At 69.9% G+C, this 16,075-nt stretch carries 14 protein-coding genes; 8 read left to right on the top strand and 6 right to left on the bottom strand.

Translation table 11 applies throughout. The annotated features are described in order from the left end of the window. The first annotated feature begins 20 nt into the window (after window positions 1–20). Both mnmA and JFB92_RS00880 read left to right on the top strand, forming a co-directional pair. On the top strand, window positions 21–1,142 hold the full coding sequence (mnmA, locus tag JFB92_RS00885; protein WP_233162128.1) for a tRNA 2-thiouridine(34) synthase MnmA: 1,122 nt from the start codon (window positions 21–23) through the stop codon (window positions 1,140–1,142). Then, window positions 1,135–2,139 carry a uroporphyrinogen decarboxylase/cobalamine-independent methonine synthase family protein gene (locus JFB92_RS00880; protein WP_199033935.1) on the top strand — a complete coding sequence of 335 codons (1,005 nt, stop codon included), beginning with the start codon at window positions 1,135–1,137 and terminating at the stop codon, window positions 2,137–2,139. The genes mnmA and JFB92_RS00880 overlap by 8 nt, the downstream gene beginning before the upstream one ends. 9 nt (window positions 2,140–2,148) lie before the next feature. Here the strand turns inward: JFB92_RS00880 and JFB92_RS00875 are convergent, their stop codons facing one another. Continuing rightward, window positions 2,149–2,793, bottom strand: a complete 645-nt coding sequence (locus JFB92_RS00875) for a sulfotransferase family protein (RefSeq protein ID WP_199033934.1) — start codon at window positions 2,791–2,793, stop codon at window positions 2,149–2,151. Between the two features lie 178 nt (window positions 2,794–2,971). On the opposite strand from JFB92_RS00875, the gene JFB92_RS00870 reads away from it, so the two are divergent. Continuing rightward, window positions 2,972–3,694, top strand: coding sequence for a VIT1/CCC1 transporter family protein (locus JFB92_RS00870; protein ID WP_199033933.1), 723 nt, complete (start codon window positions 2,972–2,974; stop codon window positions 3,692–3,694). Here JFB92_RS00870 and JFB92_RS00865 read toward each other — a convergent pair. From JFB92_RS00865 to JFB92_RS00850, 4 genes are all read right to left on the bottom strand, one after another. Then, window positions 3,691–4,305: a TetR/AcrR family transcriptional regulator gene (locus JFB92_RS00865; protein ID WP_199033932.1), complete on the bottom strand. Its 615-nt coding sequence runs from the start codon at window positions 4,303–4,305 to the stop codon at window positions 3,691–3,693. The two genes, JFB92_RS00870 and JFB92_RS00865, sit on opposite strands and share 4 nt — an antisense overlap. Window positions 4,306–4,315: 10 nt before the next feature. Continuing rightward, window positions 4,316–5,050 (bottom strand): ABC transporter permease, encoded by a 735-nt coding sequence (locus tag JFB92_RS00860; protein ID WP_199033931.1) that lies wholly within the window; start codon window positions 5,048–5,050, stop codon window positions 4,316–4,318. A 1-nt stretch (window position 5,051) separates the two neighbouring features. Then, complete coding sequence (locus tag JFB92_RS00855) at window positions 5,052–5,801, bottom strand: ABC transporter ATP-binding protein (protein WP_199033930.1); 750 nt, start codon at window positions 5,799–5,801, stop codon at window positions 5,052–5,054. Window positions 5,802–5,973: 172 nt separating this feature from the next. Further along, the gene (locus JFB92_RS00850) at window positions 5,974–7,422 is read right to left on the bottom strand and encodes an alkaline phosphatase PhoX (RefSeq protein WP_199033928.1); all 1,449 of its coding nucleotides are present in this window, start codon (window positions 7,420–7,422) and stop codon (window positions 5,974–5,976) included. Window positions 7,423–7,579: 157 nt separating this feature from the next. Between JFB92_RS00850 and ligA the strand changes: the two genes are divergently transcribed. The 3 genes from ligA to JFB92_RS00835 all read left to right on the top strand — a co-directional run bounded on the left by ligA (window position 7,580) and on the right by JFB92_RS00835 (window position 13,164). After that, entirely contained in the window at window positions 7,580–9,769 is a 2,190-nt protein-coding gene (gene ligA / locus JFB92_RS00845) for an NAD-dependent DNA ligase LigA (RefSeq protein WP_307788979.1), read from the top strand. 334 nt (window positions 9,770–10,103) lie between these two features. Next, a complete protein-coding gene (locus JFB92_RS00840) occupies window positions 10,104–12,131 on the top strand; it encodes a putative bifunctional diguanylate cyclase/phosphodiesterase (protein WP_199033924.1) in 2,028 nt (675 codons plus the stop codon). Between the two features lie 46 nt (window positions 12,132–12,177). Beyond that, window positions 12,178–13,164 carry a sigma-70 family RNA polymerase sigma factor gene (locus JFB92_RS00835; RefSeq protein WP_199033921.1) on the top strand — a complete coding sequence of 329 codons (987 nt, stop codon included), beginning with the start codon at window positions 12,178–12,180 and terminating at the stop codon, window positions 13,162–13,164. 63 nt (window positions 13,165–13,227) lie between these two features. Here JFB92_RS00835 and JFB92_RS00830 read toward each other — a convergent pair whose 3' ends face one another. After that, the gene (locus tag JFB92_RS00830) at window positions 13,228–13,650 is read right to left on the bottom strand and encodes a VOC family protein (RefSeq protein ID WP_233162090.1); all 423 of its coding nucleotides are present in this window, start codon (window positions 13,648–13,650) and stop codon (window positions 13,228–13,230) included. 282 nt (window positions 13,651–13,932) lie between these two features. Between JFB92_RS00830 and JFB92_RS00825 the strand changes: the two genes are divergently transcribed. Beyond that, window positions 13,933–14,301, top strand: a complete 369-nt coding sequence (locus tag JFB92_RS00825; RefSeq protein ID WP_199033919.1) for a DUF485 domain-containing protein — start codon at window positions 13,933–13,935, stop codon at window positions 14,299–14,301. Beyond that, entirely contained in the window at window positions 14,298–15,977 is a 1,680-nt protein-coding gene (locus JFB92_RS00820) for a monocarboxylic acid transporter (protein ID WP_199033917.1), read from the top strand. The genes JFB92_RS00825 and JFB92_RS00820 overlap by 4 nt, the downstream gene beginning before the upstream one ends. Window positions 15,978–16,075: the final 98 nt, after the last annotated feature.

Here is a 16,075-nt window from a genome sequence, read left to right as displayed (position 1 = left end):
ATAGAGTTGATCCCGTGAAACTGCGAGTACTGGCCGCCATGAGCGGCGGAGTCGACTCGGCGGTCGCCGCCGCGCGGGCCGTCGAGGCCGGGCACGACGTCACCGGCGTGCACCTCGCGCTGTCCAAGAACCCCCAGACCTACCGGACCGGCGCCCGAGGCTGCTGCACGATCGAGGACTCCCGCGACGCCCGACGCGCCGCCGACGTCATCGGCATCCCCTTCTACGTCTGGGACATGGCCGAACGATTCCACCAGGACGTCGTCGAGGACTTCTACGCCGAGTACGCCTCCGGGCGCACCCCCAACCCGTGCCTGCGCTGCAACGAGAAGATCAAGTTCGCCGCCGTCCTCGACCGGGCCATGGCCCTCGGCTTCGACGCCGTCGCCACCGGCCACTACGCCCGGAAGGGCCCCGACGGGCTGCTGCGCCGCGCCGTAGACCCAGGCAAGGACCAGTCCTACGTCCTGGGTGTCCTCACGCCCGCCCAGCTCGCGCACTCGATGTTCCCGCTCGGCGACACCCCCAAGGACCTGGTGCGCGCCGAGGCTGAGGAGCGCGGCCTGGCCGTGGCCCGCAAGCCCGACAGCCACGACATCTGCTTCATCGCCGACGGCGACACCTCCGGGTTCCTCAAGAACCGGCTCGGTTCGGAGGAGGGCGACATCGTCGATTCCGGCACCGGCGAGGTCCTGGGCAGCCACGACGGCGCCCACCAGTTCACCGTCGGCCAGCGCCACGGCCTGGGACTGCGGCGTCCCGCCGCGGACGGCAAGCCCCGCTACGTCCTGTCGATCACCCCGGTGGACAACCGGGTCGAGGTCGGGCCCCGCGACGCGCTCCGGGTCGACCGCATCCGCACCGCGGCCCCCGTCTGGCTCGACGAGGAGCGGACCGGACCGTTCGAGGCCGAGGTGCAGCTGCGCGCCCACGGCCAGGTCCACCCGGCCACCGTCGCCGCCGACGCCGACGGGCTCACCGCCCGGCTCCACCGGCCCGCCTACGGCGTCGCCGCCGGACAGGCCCTGGTCGTCTACGACCCCGACGCCGAAGCCGGCGACGCGGTCCTGGCCTCCGGCACCATCGACTCGACCGAGCGGACCGAGGTCCCCGCGAGTTTCGGCGAGGCCGCCGGTGTCTGAGGACGCCCTGCCCTCCGGCGTGGCCACTGGCGTCGGCTCCCTGCCGGGAACCGACATCGCCGAGGCGGTCCGCGTCGTCTTCGGCGAGACGCCCGAGTGGCCCTACCTGCCCGAGCTGCCCGAGCGCGGCCTCGGCGCCGACATGATCGGGCGCGGCGCCCGGTTCCTCGAGGGCATCCCGGTGCAGCGGTGGGTCTCGGCCTGGCAGATCGCCGACCGGCCCGGCCGCGACGACCGCCGCGCCGCCGACTTCCTCGAACGCGACCTGGACGCCCTCTACGAAGTCGCCGACACCACCTCCGGGCCCGTCAGGCTGACCGCCGTCGGCCCGCTGACGCTCGCGGCCAATCTGTGGCGCCGCACCGGCGGGGCCATGATCGCCGACCACGGCGCGGTGGCCGACCTCACCGCCTCGCTGACCGAGGGGCTGCGCGGATTCGCGGCCGCCGCGCAGGCCCGGCTGCCGCGGGCGCGCCTGTCGCTCCAGCTGGACGAACCCTCGCTCCCGGCCGCGCTGGCGGCCCGGATCAAGACCGAGTCCGGGCTCCACTACTACCGCCGCGTCCGCGGCGAGGACGCCCGCGACCGGCTCCGCGAGGTCGTCGACGGCGTGGGAGTGCCGGTCGTCGTCCACTGCTGCGCCCCCGGCGTCCCGCTGCGGCTGCTGGCCGAGGCCGGGGCCGGGGCGGTCGGACTCGATCTGACCCTGATCGACCTCGACGACGCGGCCGCGCTCGACGAGATCGGGGAGTACCTCGACGGCGGCGGACGCCTCATCGCCGGGGCCGTCCCGTCCGTCGGCGAGCCCCGACCCGACCTGGCCGAGGAGGCGGCTGAGCGCATCACGGGCCTGTGGAGCCGGCTCGGATTCGATCCGCAGGCCCTGCCGCGGCAGGTGAGCGTCACGACCGCGTGCGGCATGGCCGGGGCGAGCCCGGACTACGCCCGCGCGGCGATGGAAGCCTGCCGCGAAGCCGCCAGGCGGCTCCACGGCTGACCGGCGATCCTACGGTTCGACGCCGTGCTCCCGCTTGGCCTCGTCGAGGGTCTTGGCGAAGTCCCGGCTGGAGTTCAGGTGCGGGAACGGCTCGTCGGGCACCGGGACGTCCAGCGCCGCGGCCAGCGGCTCCCAACCGGCGCCGGTGACGAACTCGACGAGGCGCCCGGCCGGGACCGTGGCGCGCACGCGCTCCAGATACCGGTCGTACTCGGCCTCGACGGCGGCCGGTTCGTCCTGCGCGGCGCCGTGGAAGGTCTTGTCCCAGATGCCCTGGATCATACGGCCCCACGCCTCGCCGCCGGGGACATTCGGATCCCGGAAGCGCGGGAGGACGGTGTTGTTCATGCTGGTCCACCAGGCATCGAAGCTCTCGCGGACCGACAGCACGACCACCGCGTCGGGGAACGCCTCGGCCAGTTCGGCGTAGAACGCCGAGCCGGGCCAGTCGACGACGGCCGCGTAGCCGTCGAAGTGCCGCCTCCAGTCGATGGAGTCGCCGTCGAGCGCGGCCTGGAAGGCGGGCACGTCGATGTCGGCGCGCCCGAACACCTCGGCCATATGGTGGCAGGGCGCTCCCAGGAGGGTCTCGAGCGCGTTCTTGAGGGTCATGGTCCCGGTGCGCGGCAATCCCGCGCCGATTACTCGCATCATTCACCGAACTTATTCGGCCGCAACGAAAAAGACAAACTGATCATGTAGGACCGTCCAGGCCGTCTGCTCGGAAGCGCCTCGTAGCGCCAGATTATCTCGAAAATCGAACGATCCGAGTGATCCTCGATTCCTCCGGGGGCAAGCCGCTTCCCTCCAACGACGGTCTCCGGGAGGCCGAATGTGGTTCACTTGGCCGGTGAGCAAGGACGAGGAACTCGGACCGGGGGAGCTGGGCAGCCGGCTCAACTGGCTGCGCGCCGGGGTGCTCGGCGCCAACGACGGCATCGTCTCCACCGCCGGGATCGTCATCGGCGTCGCCGGGGCGACCGCCGACCGCGCCACCATCGTCGTTTCGGGTCTGGCGGGCCTGACCGCCGGGGCCCTGTCGATGGCCGGCGGCGAGTACGCCTCGGTCTCGACCCAGCGCGACACCGAGTCCACACTGGTGGACGCCGAGCGACGGGAACTGCTCGACGACCCGGCCGCCGCGGAGGAGGAACTCAGAGGGAACCTCCGGTCGCGGGGACTGTCGGAGGAGACGGCCCGCCTGGTCGCCCGAGAGCTGTCCGAATCCGACCCGTTGCGGGCCCACTCCGAGATCGAGTTCGGGCTCGACCCGGGACGGCTGACCAGTCCTTGGCAGGCGGCCCTGTCGTCGTTCATCAGCTTCACCTGCGGGGCCCTGCTGCCGCTCCTGGCGATCGGGCTGCTCCCGATCGGAGTGCGCGTGTGGGGATGCGCCGCGGCGGTCTTGGCGGCGCTGGCGTTCACCGGTGTCACCTCGGCGAGGCTCGGGGGCGCGCCGGCCCTGCGGGCGGCGCTGAGGGTCATGGCCGTGGGTGCGGCGACCATGCTGGTGACCTACTCGGTCGGTACGGTCTTCGGCGTCGCGACCGGCTAGCGCTCGAGGTGCTCGACCGGCATCGTCAGGTACCGGTCGACGGTGGGGCCGATGGTCTCGGCCAGTTCGTCCACGGTCATCGAGGTGAGCGGCTCGAGTTCGAGGACGTAGCGCACCACGACCAGGCCGAAGATCTGCGTCGCGACGAAGTTCGCGCGCAGGTTCACGTGGTCGATCTGGTCGCCGAGGGTGCGCTCTATCGTGGTGACGATGCGGTGCTGGAAGATGTGCTTCATCCCGAGTGTCATGCCCGGCTTGGAGAGCATCGTGCGCACCGCGGCGATCATCTTGTCGTGGTGGGGGCCGTCCCAGATGGCGGCGAAGGCGCGCATCAGCCGTGCTCCGGCGCCCTCGATGTCATTGCCCTTCAGGGCCGCCTCGATCTCGACGCCGGGGTCGACCGGCAGCTCGATCGACGCCATGAACAGGTCGTCCTTCGAACCGAAGTAGTGGTGGATCAGCGAGGGGTCGACTCCGGCCTCCGAAGCGATGCGCCGCATGCTGACCGATTCGAAGCCCTCGGCCGCGAACAGGGTCCGGGCGGCGGACAGGATCTCCGATCTGGTGTCGGGCTTGCCTGACCGCCGTCCGCTTCGCTTTGCTCTGGCCACGAGCGAAACCCTAACCGGTCCGCCGCCGCAGCGTGGCGGCCCCGAGCGCGGCTGCGATGAGCAGCGCACCGGCGACGATGCCGAGATCGGTCCACATGGCCCCGGTGATATCGGAGCTGACCCGGACCTCGCCGAGGGCCTCGACGGCGTACGTGAGCGGCAGGACGTCCGAGACCCCCTGCAGCCACCCCGCCATCTGCTCCCTCGGCCAGATCAGCCCGCACAGCAGCAGCTGCGGGACCACGATGACCGGCATGAACTGGACGGCCTGGAACTCGGTGGTCGCGAACGCGGACACGAGCAGGCCCAACGCCATGCCGAGCAGCGAGGTGACGATCGCGATGAGGAACACCGCCCAGACCGGCCCGGCGGTCTCCAGGCCCAGGAACAGGAACGCGACGGCTCCGGCGATGGTCGTCTGGGCGGCGGCCGCCAGCCCGAAGGCGATCGCGTAGCCGCCGACGAGGTCGAGCTTGGCGGTCGGGGTGGTCATGAGCCGTTCCAGGGTCCCGCCGGTGCGCTCGCGCAGCAGCGTGATGGAGGTGACCATGAACATCAGCATGAACGGGAAGAACGCCAGCAGGATCAGCCCGATCGAATTGAAGATCCGCTCATCGTCGAAGATCGCGCTCATCAGCGCGATGATCAGGCTCGGCACGGCCAGGATCAGGACTACGGTGCGCCTGTCGTTGAGCAGTTGCCGCAGGATGCGCCCGGCGGTGATGAAGGTTATTCGCAGGGACATCTCAGCCTGCCTTCTGCAGTTCGCGGATCAGGTGCAGGAAGGCCGCTTCCAGGTTGTCGGTTCCGGTGGCCGCCCGCAGGTCGCCGGGGGTGTCGTCGGCGATGAAGACGCCCTCGCGCAGCAGCAGGAGCCGGTCGCAGCGCTCGGCCTCGTCCATGACGTGGCTGGAGACCAGCAGGGTCTTCCCGGCGCTCGCGAGGTCCCGGAACCGGCCCCAGAGCTCGTCGCGGATGACCGGGTCGAGACCCACGGTCGGCTCGTCGAGGACCAGCACCTCCGGCTCGCACACCAGCGCGCACGCCAGGGAGGTGCGGGTCTTCTGGCCGCCGGAGAGGTTCCCGGCCAGGCGCCCGGCGAACTCGCCCATGCCGACGCTCTCGATCGCGGCCATGGCGGCGGCGCGGTTCCGACCGTAGAGGGCGGCGAAGTATGAGACGTTCGACCTGACGCTGAGGTCGGGATAGATCGATGCGTCCTGGGTGACGTAGGCGACGCTGCGGCGCAGCCGCTTCGAGCCGGCCGGCTCGCCCAGCACCGTCACGGTCCCGGACTTGATCTTCTGGGTGCCGACGATGGAGCGGATGAGCGTGGTCTTGCCCGAGCCCGAGGGGCCCAGGATGCCGGTGACGGTTCCGGCGGGGACGGTGGTGGACAGCCCGCTGAGCACCGGTCTGCCTCCGCGGTCGACCTCCAGGCGGTCGACGGCGACGGCGGGCGGGCTCGGTGAGCGATCGGGGTCGGTTGGTGGCATGGAAGCCTCCGTTAATTCATTGAGTGATGAATTCAATGTACCACGCGAATTCATCACCCGGTGAAATAGCGGCGCCGAACAAACCGGGCCGCGCGACCGTGCCATTCTCCGCTCGGATGCGTCGCGGAGGGGGACGGTCGGCCGCGCGGCCCGGCCTCGGGAGGTGAAGTTCCTAGAGCAGGCCCTTCTCCCAGGGGCCCCAGATCGCGATCGTCCGGCCCGGCTCGTCGGGGTCGGCCACGTCACCGCGGGTCGAGCCCTGGAGGTTGACGAACAGGACCTTCCCGTCGGGGGAGAAGGTCGCGCCGCACCACTCGGTCCAGCCCTCGTGGTAGGCGAACGGGAAGATCTCTCCCTTCCGCGTCAGCCCGCGCAGCGCCGGGAGGTCGCGGCTGGTGTCCTCGCACAGCACCAGGTTCCCCGCCGGGGAGACCACGATGTTGTCCGGGAAGGACAGCACCTCGGGGTCGGGGGACTCGAACACGAGCTTGAGGTGGCCGCCGCTACGTCCGGCGGGGACGTACTCCCAGATCTGGCCCTCGCCCTCGTCGCCGCCGGAGGTCGAGGCGATGTAGACCCCGCCGTTGCCCCACCAGCAGCCCTCGAGGCGGCCCCATACCGCCGCGCCCCGGTCCCAGCCCTGGTTGAACACGGCCAGCGGGTTCTCCTCGGCGTCGGACGGGTCCGGGTCGTCGATGTCGACCCACTCCACCGGTAGGGCCCGGCGCAGCCTCTGGCCGACGCGGGTGTCGAAGTTCCACTCGTCCTTGACCTTGAGCATCTGGAGCCGCCCGCCCTCGGCCAGTTCGCCGGGGGTGTTCGGCAGGAACCGGTAGAACCCGGCGGTGTGCTGGTCCTCTGTCTCGTACACGATACCGGTCGCCGGGTCGACGGCCACCGCCTCGTGCACGAAGCGGCCCATGTCCTTCAGCGGAACCGGGGCGACCTCCTGGGGCGCGTCCGATGGCACCTCGAAGACGTAGCCGTGCTCTTGGGCCCAGCCCGCCCCGGTCCCGGCGGTGGTCTCCTCGCACGACAGCCACGAGCCCCACGGGGTCGGGCCGCCGGCGCAGTTCACGATCGTCCCCGACAGGGACTGCCAGGCCTTCTCGAAGCGCGGCGCCTCCTGCTCCCAGCGCACCCAGACGGTGGTGGTCCCGCCGCCGCCGAGCACGTCGTAGCGGTTCTCGACCCGGCCGGTCGGGGTGCCGTCGCCGGGGCCGTTGCGCTCCTCGTGGTTGCGAACGAGCCGCCACACGTTCGGGTCGCCGGTGGCGAAGCAGGCCATCCCGTCGTGGGCCAGGGGCGTGAGGTGGCCGTCGGGCATCGGCGTCCCGGCCACCGAGAAGACGCCGAAGTCGAAGCCCTCGGGCAGCATGAGGGTCTGCTCGAAGCCGCTCTCGGGGTCGACGCGGGTCAGTTCGCGCAGCTCGCCGTAGCCGCCGTTGTTCTCGAGCACCCGGTCGCGCCGGCCGTCCTGGGCCGAGGCCGCGCGGATGGTCATGCCCTCCATGGCCGCCACGGCGAACAGGCCGCCGCCGGCCACGGTGGCGCCGCGGCGCAGGAAGCTGCGGCGGCTGGAGCCCTCGGTGCCGATGGCGCCGGAAGTCTGCGTGGACAAGTCGATGCTCCTTCGTCGAGCCCGGATATGTCACTGTCAGCACAGATGTTTCCGACCCGAGTGGAGGAACAGGAGGCCAGAAGATGAACGGAAGGTGACGTACGGCATAAGCCTTCTCCGGGCCCGGAATGTCGGAGCGAGCTGCAACAATGGGTCCGTGAGCACCGAGGACACCGATTTCGACACCGCCCGTGAGCGCCACGAACAGCTGGCCGCCGAGATCACCGAGCACCGCCGCCGCTACTACCTCGACGCGGCGCCGACCGTCTCCGACGCCGAATTCGACCGGCTCATGCACGAGCTGATCGACATCGAGACGGCCCACCCGGAGCTGAAGAGCGCCGACTCTCCCACCGAGCAGGTCGGCACGTTCTCCGAGGTGTTCACCCCCGTGCGGCACCTGGAGAAGATGCTCAGCCTCCAGGACGTCTTCAGCGAGGAGGAGGTGCGCACCTGGGCAGAGCGGGTCACCCCCGAAGCCGGGGGCTGCGCCTACCTCTGCGAGCTCAAGATCGACGGCCTGGCCGTCGACCTGGTCTACGAGGGCGGCCGCCTGGTCCGCGCCGCCACCCGCGGCGACGGCGTCACCGGCGAGGACGTCTCGGCCAACGTCGCCACCATCGCCGTCGTGCCCCAGCGCCTCGAACCGGCCGACGGCTTCCCGGTGCCGTCCCTGCTCGAGGTGCGCGGCGAGGTCTACTTCCCGGTCGCCGACTTCACCAAGCTCAACGAGTCCCAGGTCGCCGCGGGCAAGGCCCCCTTCGCCAACCCTCGCAACGCCGCGGCCGGATCGCTGCGCCAGAAGGATCCGGCGGGGACCGCCGAGCGGCCCCTGAGCTTCATCGCCCACGGGCTGGGCGCCCTGGAGGGATTCGTCCCGGACTCCCAGTCGCACTCCTACGCCGCGCTGGAAGCCTGGGGCCTGCCGGTCAGCCCCTACTACAAGCTCGTCGAGTCCGTCGACGACGTGTTCGACTACATCCACGAATACGGCGGCCGCCGCCACGACCTGGTCCACCAGATCGACGGCATCGTCGTCAAGCTCGACGACATCGTCATCCAGCGCCGGCTGGGCGCCACCTCCCGCACCCCCCGCTGGGCGGTCGCCTACAAGTTCCCGCCCGAGGAGGTCAACACCCGGCTGCTCGACATCAAGGTCTCCATCGGCCGCACCGGCCGCGCCACCCCTTACGCGGTGCTCGAACCGGTGACGGTGGCCGGGTCCGAAGTCGAGTTCGCGACCCTCCACAACGCCGACCAGGTCGCGGCCAAGGGCGTCAAGATCGGCGACACCGTCGTCGTCCGCAAGGCCGGGGACGTCATCCCCGAGATCGTCGCCCCGGTCGCGGCCGCCAGGGACGGCTCGGAGCGCGACTTCGCCATGCCCGAGACCTGCCCCGAGTGCGGCCGCGCTCTCGCCCCGGCCGCCGAGGGCGACGTGGACCTGCGTTGCCCGAACGCGCGCTCGTGCCCCGGGCAGCTCCGCGAGCGCCTGGCCTACCTGTCGGGCCGCTCCTGCTTCGACGTGGACCGCATGGGCTACATCGCCTGCACCGCACTGGTCCAGCCGCTGGAGCCGTCCGAGCCGGTGCTGCGCGACGAGGCCGGGGTCTTCGACCTGAGGATGGAGGACCTCCTGTCGATCAAGGTCGTCGTCCGCGACCCCGACTCGGGTCTGCCGAAGATCGACCCCAAGACCGAGCGCGAGAAGGTCGTCACCTACTTCGCCAAGCAGCCCGACAAGAAGACCGGCGAGATCGAGCCGAAGAAGAACGCCGTCGAGATGCTCGAGAACCTCGAGAAGGTCAAGTCCCAGCCGCTGTGGCGGGTCGTCAACGCCCTGTCCATCCGCCACGTCGGGCCCGTGGCCGCCCAGGCCCTGGCCGGCCACTTCGCCGACATGGACCGCATCATCGAGGCCACCGAGGAGGAGCTGGCCGCGATCGACGGGGTCGGCCCCACGATCGCGGCGGCCGTCAAGGACTGGTTCACCGTCGACTGGCACCGGGCGATCGTCGAGCGCTGGCGCGAGGCGGGCGTGCGCATGCGCGACGAGGCCCCCGAACCGGGCGAGGAGCTGCCGCAGACCCTGGAGGGCGCGACCGTGGTCATCACCGGGGCGATTCCCGGCTACACCCGCGAGACCGCCGCCGCCGCGGTCAAGGCCCGCGGGGCCAAGGTGGCCTCATCGGTCTCGAAGAAGACCAGCGCCCTGGTGGCGGGGGAGAGCGCCGGGTCGAAGTACGACAAGGCCGAGCGGTTCGGCGTCCCCATCGTCGCCGGCGAGGACTTCGAGCGATTTCTGGAGGATGGCCTGCCCGAAGGTGACGAGTCCGATCCTGAATGATCACAAATGCATAACGATCCGTATTCGGCGAGGGGGTTCGGTTCGTTAGTACCGGGCAGAGTCGATCCGTGGAACCGCCTCAATCCGTCACGCCCGGTCGATTCCGCTCACTGGAAGGGGTCTGGAACTATGCGGTCTTCGCGTGCGACTCGGCCGCGGCGGCCTGGAGAACGGTTTCTGTCACGGGCATGTCGCACCTGGTGACAACTGTGCCGCTTGTGCCGCCAGCGTTGTCTGGGAGCGCAAATCGCGATATGACAGAGGAGTCGGCCACAGCCGATCAACGGTGATTCTGGCGCGTCGCCTTGGACGGTGTGGCAGTGGGAGGAGCGATATGGCCACGACGCTCATGCGCAACACTGCGCCTCGAGAGCATCCGGGCCGGTACTACGGCTTCATGGCGGGCGTCGCCGTGGGCACGGTCGCGGCATCGGTCGCGATCACGGCCTCAGCGGGCTCACCCGCCGGAGGCTGGTTCAACGTGCCCTTCGCCTTCTGGCTCACCGCTGGGCTCGCGCTGATCGCCGAGCTGCGCCCCACCCGCTGGGGCGGGCTGTGGATGTCCCCGGCCGCCTCCATCTACCTCGTCTACTCCCTCGCCACGATGGTCACCTGGGGCTTCCTGCCGGCGCTGATCGTCCAATCCGCGGCGCTCTTCTTGCTGATGGCCCAGCTCAGCGCCTCGATCTGGCGGTCGATCTTCAACGTCTCCCAGCAGGGCGCGGCCCTGTGCGTCGCCTGGGTGGTCTGGAACGCCATCGCAGGCGGCGCGGCGTGGGGCGGCACCCTGACCGAGCTCCTCGGCCTCCTGGCCGCCGGCACGGCCTGGACGGTCACCAGCTGGAGCCTCGTTGCCATCAGGGCCGGCCTCCGCTCGGGCGATTCGTGGCTCGATCTGGCCTGGCAGTGGGGCAAGAGCGAGTGGACGCTGCGCGCGACCCAGGTCGCGATCGCCCCGATCATGGCGACCGCCGCCATGTCCTCCTGGTGGCTGGTCGCGGTCTCGGCGATCCCCATATTCAGCGTCTACCGCATCCTCCAGACCGCCGCCGACCGCGAGCGGGAGGCCGAGCTCGACCCGGTGACCGGCCTGCTCAACCGCAAGGGCTTCGAGCAGGTCGTCGACGACAAGATCCTCGACGGCACCGAGACCGGCACCTCCGTGGCCGTCCTGGTCCTCGACCTCGACCGATTCGCCGACGTCAACTCGGCGCTCGGCCACGACGTCGGCGACAAGCTGCTGGTCGAACTGGCCCGCCGCTTCTCCGCCGACAAGCCGCCTGGCAAGGAGATCGCCCGGCTCGGCGGCGACGAGTTCGGCTTCGTCTGGAGCGAGCTGGAGGGCATGGACGACCCGATGGCGTGCGCCCGCGAGATCCGCGCCCGGCTCGACCGGCCGATCGTCGTCGACGACGTGAGCATCGAGGTCGACGGCTCGGTGGGCATCGCCGTCTTCCCCGAGGACGGCGAGGACTTCCGCACCCTCTTCCGCCACGCCGACATCGCCATGGACGAGTCGAAGAAGCGCGCGGCCAGCTTCGCCCGCTACGCCCCCGAGTTCGACCACCACTCGCCGGAGCGGCTGATGCTCCTGGGCGACCTGCGCCGCGCCCTCGACGCCCCCGACTCGCCGGGCATCAACCTCTTCTACCAGCCGCAGGTCTGCCTCCGGACCGAGAAGGTCCTGGGCGCCGAGGCGCTCCTGCGCTACCACCACCCCGTCCGCGGGATGGTCAACCCCTCCGAGATCATCGCGACCGCCGAGCACTCGTCGGTGATGCGGATGCTCACCGAACGCGTCGTCGACATCGCCCTGCTCCAGCTCCGCAAGTGGCACGAGTCCGGCTACGACCTGCGGATGGCCGTCAACGTCAGCGTCCGCGACCTCCAGTCCCCGGACTTCACCGAATACGTGACCGAGCGGATGCGCGAATACGGGGTGGACGCGACCAGGCTCCAGCTCGAGATCACCGAGAGCGCGCTCATGGCCGACCCCCGCCGGGTGGTCGACAACGTCGAGCGCCTGGCCGACCTGGGGCTGGGCATCAGCCTCGACGACTTCGGGACCGGATTCTCGTCCATGCAGCATCTGCGGCGCCTGCCGGTCACCGAGATCAAGATCGACCGGATGTTCGTGACCACCCTGGTCGAGGACTCCGACAACGCCGCGATCGTCTCCTCCACCATCGACCTGGGCCGCGCCCTGGACATCGACGTCGTCGCCGAGGGCGTCGAGGACGAAAAGGTGCGCAAGCAGCTCGAGGTCTGGGGCTGCGATGCAGCCCAGGGCTGGCACTTCGCCAAGCCGATGAGCGCCGAGGACTTCGACCGCTGGCTGGCGGCCCGCCGCGGCGGCCGTTGAACGTCTACGGCCCCGCGGTGTCGTATCGCCGTGCGATGGTATTGGTATGAACGATGTGCTCCGATCCCTCGAGCCGCACCGCCGAGAGCTGTGCGCCTACGCCTACCGGATGCTCGGATCCTCCTTCGAGGCCGAGGACGCCGTGCAGGAGACATTCACGCGCGCCTGGAAGTCCTTCGACCGGTTCGAGGGCCGCTCCTCGCTGCGCTCCTGGCTCTACAAGATCGCCACCAACGTGTGCCTGGACATGCTCAAGGGCCCGCAGCGCCGCGCCCGACCCATGGACCTGGCCCCGTCCTCCGAGGCGGGCACGCCCCTGGCCGCCCCCGAACCGGACTACGTGTGGATCGAGCCGATCCCCGACGGCATGGCCTTCGGCGCCGACCCGGCCGAAGCGGCCGCGGCCAGGGACACCCTCCGACTGGCGTTCGTGGCCGCCGTCCAGCACCTGCCGGCCAAGCAGCGGGCCGTGATGCTGCTGCGGGAGGTCCTGCGGTTCTCGGCGGCCGAGACCGCCGAGACCCTCCAGATCAGCCCGGCCTCGGTCAACAGCGCGCTCCAGCGCGCCAAGGCCACCATGGCGAAGGTGGGCGCCGCCGAGGAGGCGCCCGAGGTCACCGACGAGGAGCTGCGCCGCCTGATCGACGGCTACATGAGCGCCTTCCAGGCCTACGACATTGACGCGCTGAAGGCCATGTGCAGCGAGGACGTGTCGCTGTCGATGCCGCCGATCCCGATGTGGTTCTCCGGCCCAGATTCGGTCGCCGAGTTCATGCTCGGCCCCGGCCACGAATGCCGCGACTCCAGACTGGTCCCGACCGGCGCCAACGGGCTCCCGGCCTTCGGGCACTACAAGCCCGGTCGGGTCGAGGGGGTGTGGGAGCCGTGGTCGATCACCGTCCTCGAGATCGAGGGCGGCCGCATCAAGGGCCTGAACTACTTCCTCGACTCCGCCCGCCTGTTCCCGCTGTTCGGCCTCCCGCCCGAGTACCGCGAACGACCGGCGGGCGACGGAGCTGAAAAGCCGCTGTAGACACGGCGATCGGCCGCCCTGCGGGGCGGCCGATCGGTGTCCTGGGTTTCCCGTCCTCAAGCGTCAAGCGGCGGCGGGGTAGTCCATGTAGAACGGTTCCCACTGGTGCCCGTCCGGGTCCGCGAAGGCGCGGCCGTGCATGCCGGCCTCGGCCTCCTGGCTGCGCCGGCCCTCGGGACTGGCCTCCTCGGTGCCGCCGGCCTTGACGGCGGCCTCGGTCAACTCGTCGACGGCCTCCCGGCTGTCGAGCGACAGCGCGTACATGGCGTTGGAGTGGTTCGCGCTGTCGCCGATCGGGCGCTTGGTGAAGGACCCGTAGAACTCCTTGGTCAGGAGCATCAGGCAGATGTTGTCGTCCACGACCACGCACGCGGCGTTGTCGTCGGTGAAATCGGGGTTGATCGTCCACCCCAGGCCCTCGTAGAAGGACTTCGACCGGTCCAGGTCCTCGACGGGCAGGTTCAGAAAGATCATCTTGTCGGCCATGAGCGGCTTCCCTTCGCTTCGTTCGCTCTCACCAGTACAGACGAAACCGCTTCTCGGGAATCATCGTTCGCCGCGAACAAACCCGTCCGACCGCCCGCCGACCGTTCGTCGACCGCTCGTCGCGGGCCCGCCGCAGGAATCGCACGCCCAGCGACGCAGGTCACATCGACCCTTCTCAAGCGTCGTCAGAGGACCTAATTTCCTTGGTAATACACGTCACCGTGTCGACATGCGCCAGACATTCGGTCGACACGGCACCTGCCCTTCAAGGAGGAAGGACCGATGGCCACAACCCCTATGCGCGACGGCCCCCCGCCCGAGGTAACCGACGAACAGCTCGCCGCCATGCACGACGACCCCCGCTTCGCCGACCTCAAGCGCCGCCTGTTCCGCTTCATCGTGCCCGCGACGATCGCGTTCATGGCCTGGTATCTGCTCTACGTGCTCCTCTCCGCCTACGCCCGCGACTTCATGGACCAAGTCCTGTTCGGCAACATCAACGTCGCGCTCGTGTTCGGCCTGCTCCAGTTCGTCTCGACCTTCGCTTTCGCCTGGGCTTACTCCCGCTACACCTCCCGGTCGTACGACCCGCAGGCCCAGGAGCTCCACGACGAGATCCATTACGGCGCCGACAAGGAGGACGCCCGATGACGCTCCTAGCCCAAAGCGGCGACGGCGGCCGCACTCTGACGTTCACGCTGTTCCTGCTGATGGTGGCGGCCACGATCGCCATCACCGTATGGGCCCGCCGCCACACCCGCGACGCCACCGACTTCCACTCGGGCGGGCGCGGCTTCAAGCCCTGGCAGAACGGCTTCGCGATCGCCTCGGACTACATGTCCGCCGCTTCCTTCCTCGGCATCGCCGGGGCCATCGCCCTCAACGGATACGACGGCTTCCTGTACTCGATCGGATTCCTGGTCGCCTGGCTGATCGCCCTGATGCTGGTCGCCGAGCTGCTGCGCAACTCGGGCCGGTTCACCATGGCCGACGTGCTGTCGTTCCGGATGCGCCAGCGGCCGGTCCGCACCGCCGCCGCCGTGTCCACCATGAGCGTGTCGATCTTCTACCTGATCGCCCAGATGGTCGGCGCCGGCGCGCTCATCGCGCTGCTGCTGGGCATCCGCGAAGGCGAGACGTTCCTGGGCATGAACGCCGAGGCCGCCTCCAACATGGGCATCGTCCTGGTGGGCCTGCTGATGATCTTCTACGTCGCCATGGGCGGCATGAAGGGCACCACGTGGGTCCAGATCGTCCAGGCGTGCGTGCTGCTCGGCGGCGCCGCGATCCTGGCGCTGATGGTCATGATCGAGTTCAACTTCAACCTCTCCGGGCTCCTCGGCGCGGCCGCCGAACGCTCCGGGGCCGGGCAGAGCTTCCTCGAACCGGGGCTGCAACGCGGCGTCGAAGTAGCGGGCGACCCGGTCCAGACGATGTGGAACAAGCTCGACTTCATCAGCCTGGCCATGGCGCTCGTGCTCGGCACCGCGGGCCTGCCGCACATCCTGATCCGCTTCTACACCGTCCCCGACTCCAAGTCGGCCCGCAAGTCGGTCAACTGGGGCATCGGCCTGATCGGCTCGTTCTACCTGCTGACCCTCATGCTGGGCTTCGGCGCCGCCGCACTGGTCGGGGCCGACGCGATCACCGAGCAGAACGCGGCCGGCAACACCGCCGCGCCGCAGCTGGCCGAGGTCGTCGGCGAGAGCATAGGCGGTTCGGCGATCGGGTCGATCATGCTGGCGCTCATCGCCTCGGCGGCGTTCGCCGCGATCCTGTCGACCGTGGCCGGGCTCGTGATCGCCTCGTCGTCGTCCTTGGCGCACGACCTCTACAACAGCGTCATCAGGGGCGGCAAGGCGACCGACCGCGAAGAGGTCGTGTTCGCCAGGTTCGCCGCGATCGGCGTCGGCGTAGTCGCGATCATCCTGGCGATCTTCGCCCAGGACCTGAACGTCGCCTTCTTGGTGGCGCTGGCCTTCGCCGTCGCGGCCTCGGCCAACCTCCCCACGCTGCTGCTGAGCCTGTTCTGGAAGAGGTTCAACACGGCCGGGGCGGTCGCCGGGATCTACGGCGGACTCATCTCCTGCATCGGACTGGTGGTCTTCTCACCGGTCTTCTCCGGATCTGAAACCTCGCTGCTCGGCGAAGGGGTGGACATCGCCTGGTTCCCGATGTCCAACCCGGGCTTGGTGTCGATTCCGCTCGGACTCGTCTGTGCCGTGGTCGGCACGCTGGCGAGCTCCGAATCGCGGCCGGACCGTTTCGCCACTCTCCAAGTAAGGGCCCTGACCGGGGCCGGCTCGGAGCGGACCGCGCGACACTGAGTCACCTCCCGCGGGGAGGGCCTACCCTCGGCCCTCCCCGCACCATTTTTTATGTGCCCCACGTTACAGTTGGCAGGTGATAGCGCGCTCCCCTCAAC

The sequence above is a fragment of the Glycomyces salinus genome (genome assembly GCF_016428645.1).
In the GTDB taxonomy this organism is placed as follows: Bacteria; Actinomycetota; Actinomycetes; order Mycobacteriales; family Micromonosporaceae; genus Glycomyces; species Glycomyces salinus.
The sequence above is the reverse complement of the archived record's forward strand: the minus strand, read 5'-3'. Positions and strand labels throughout refer to the sequence as shown.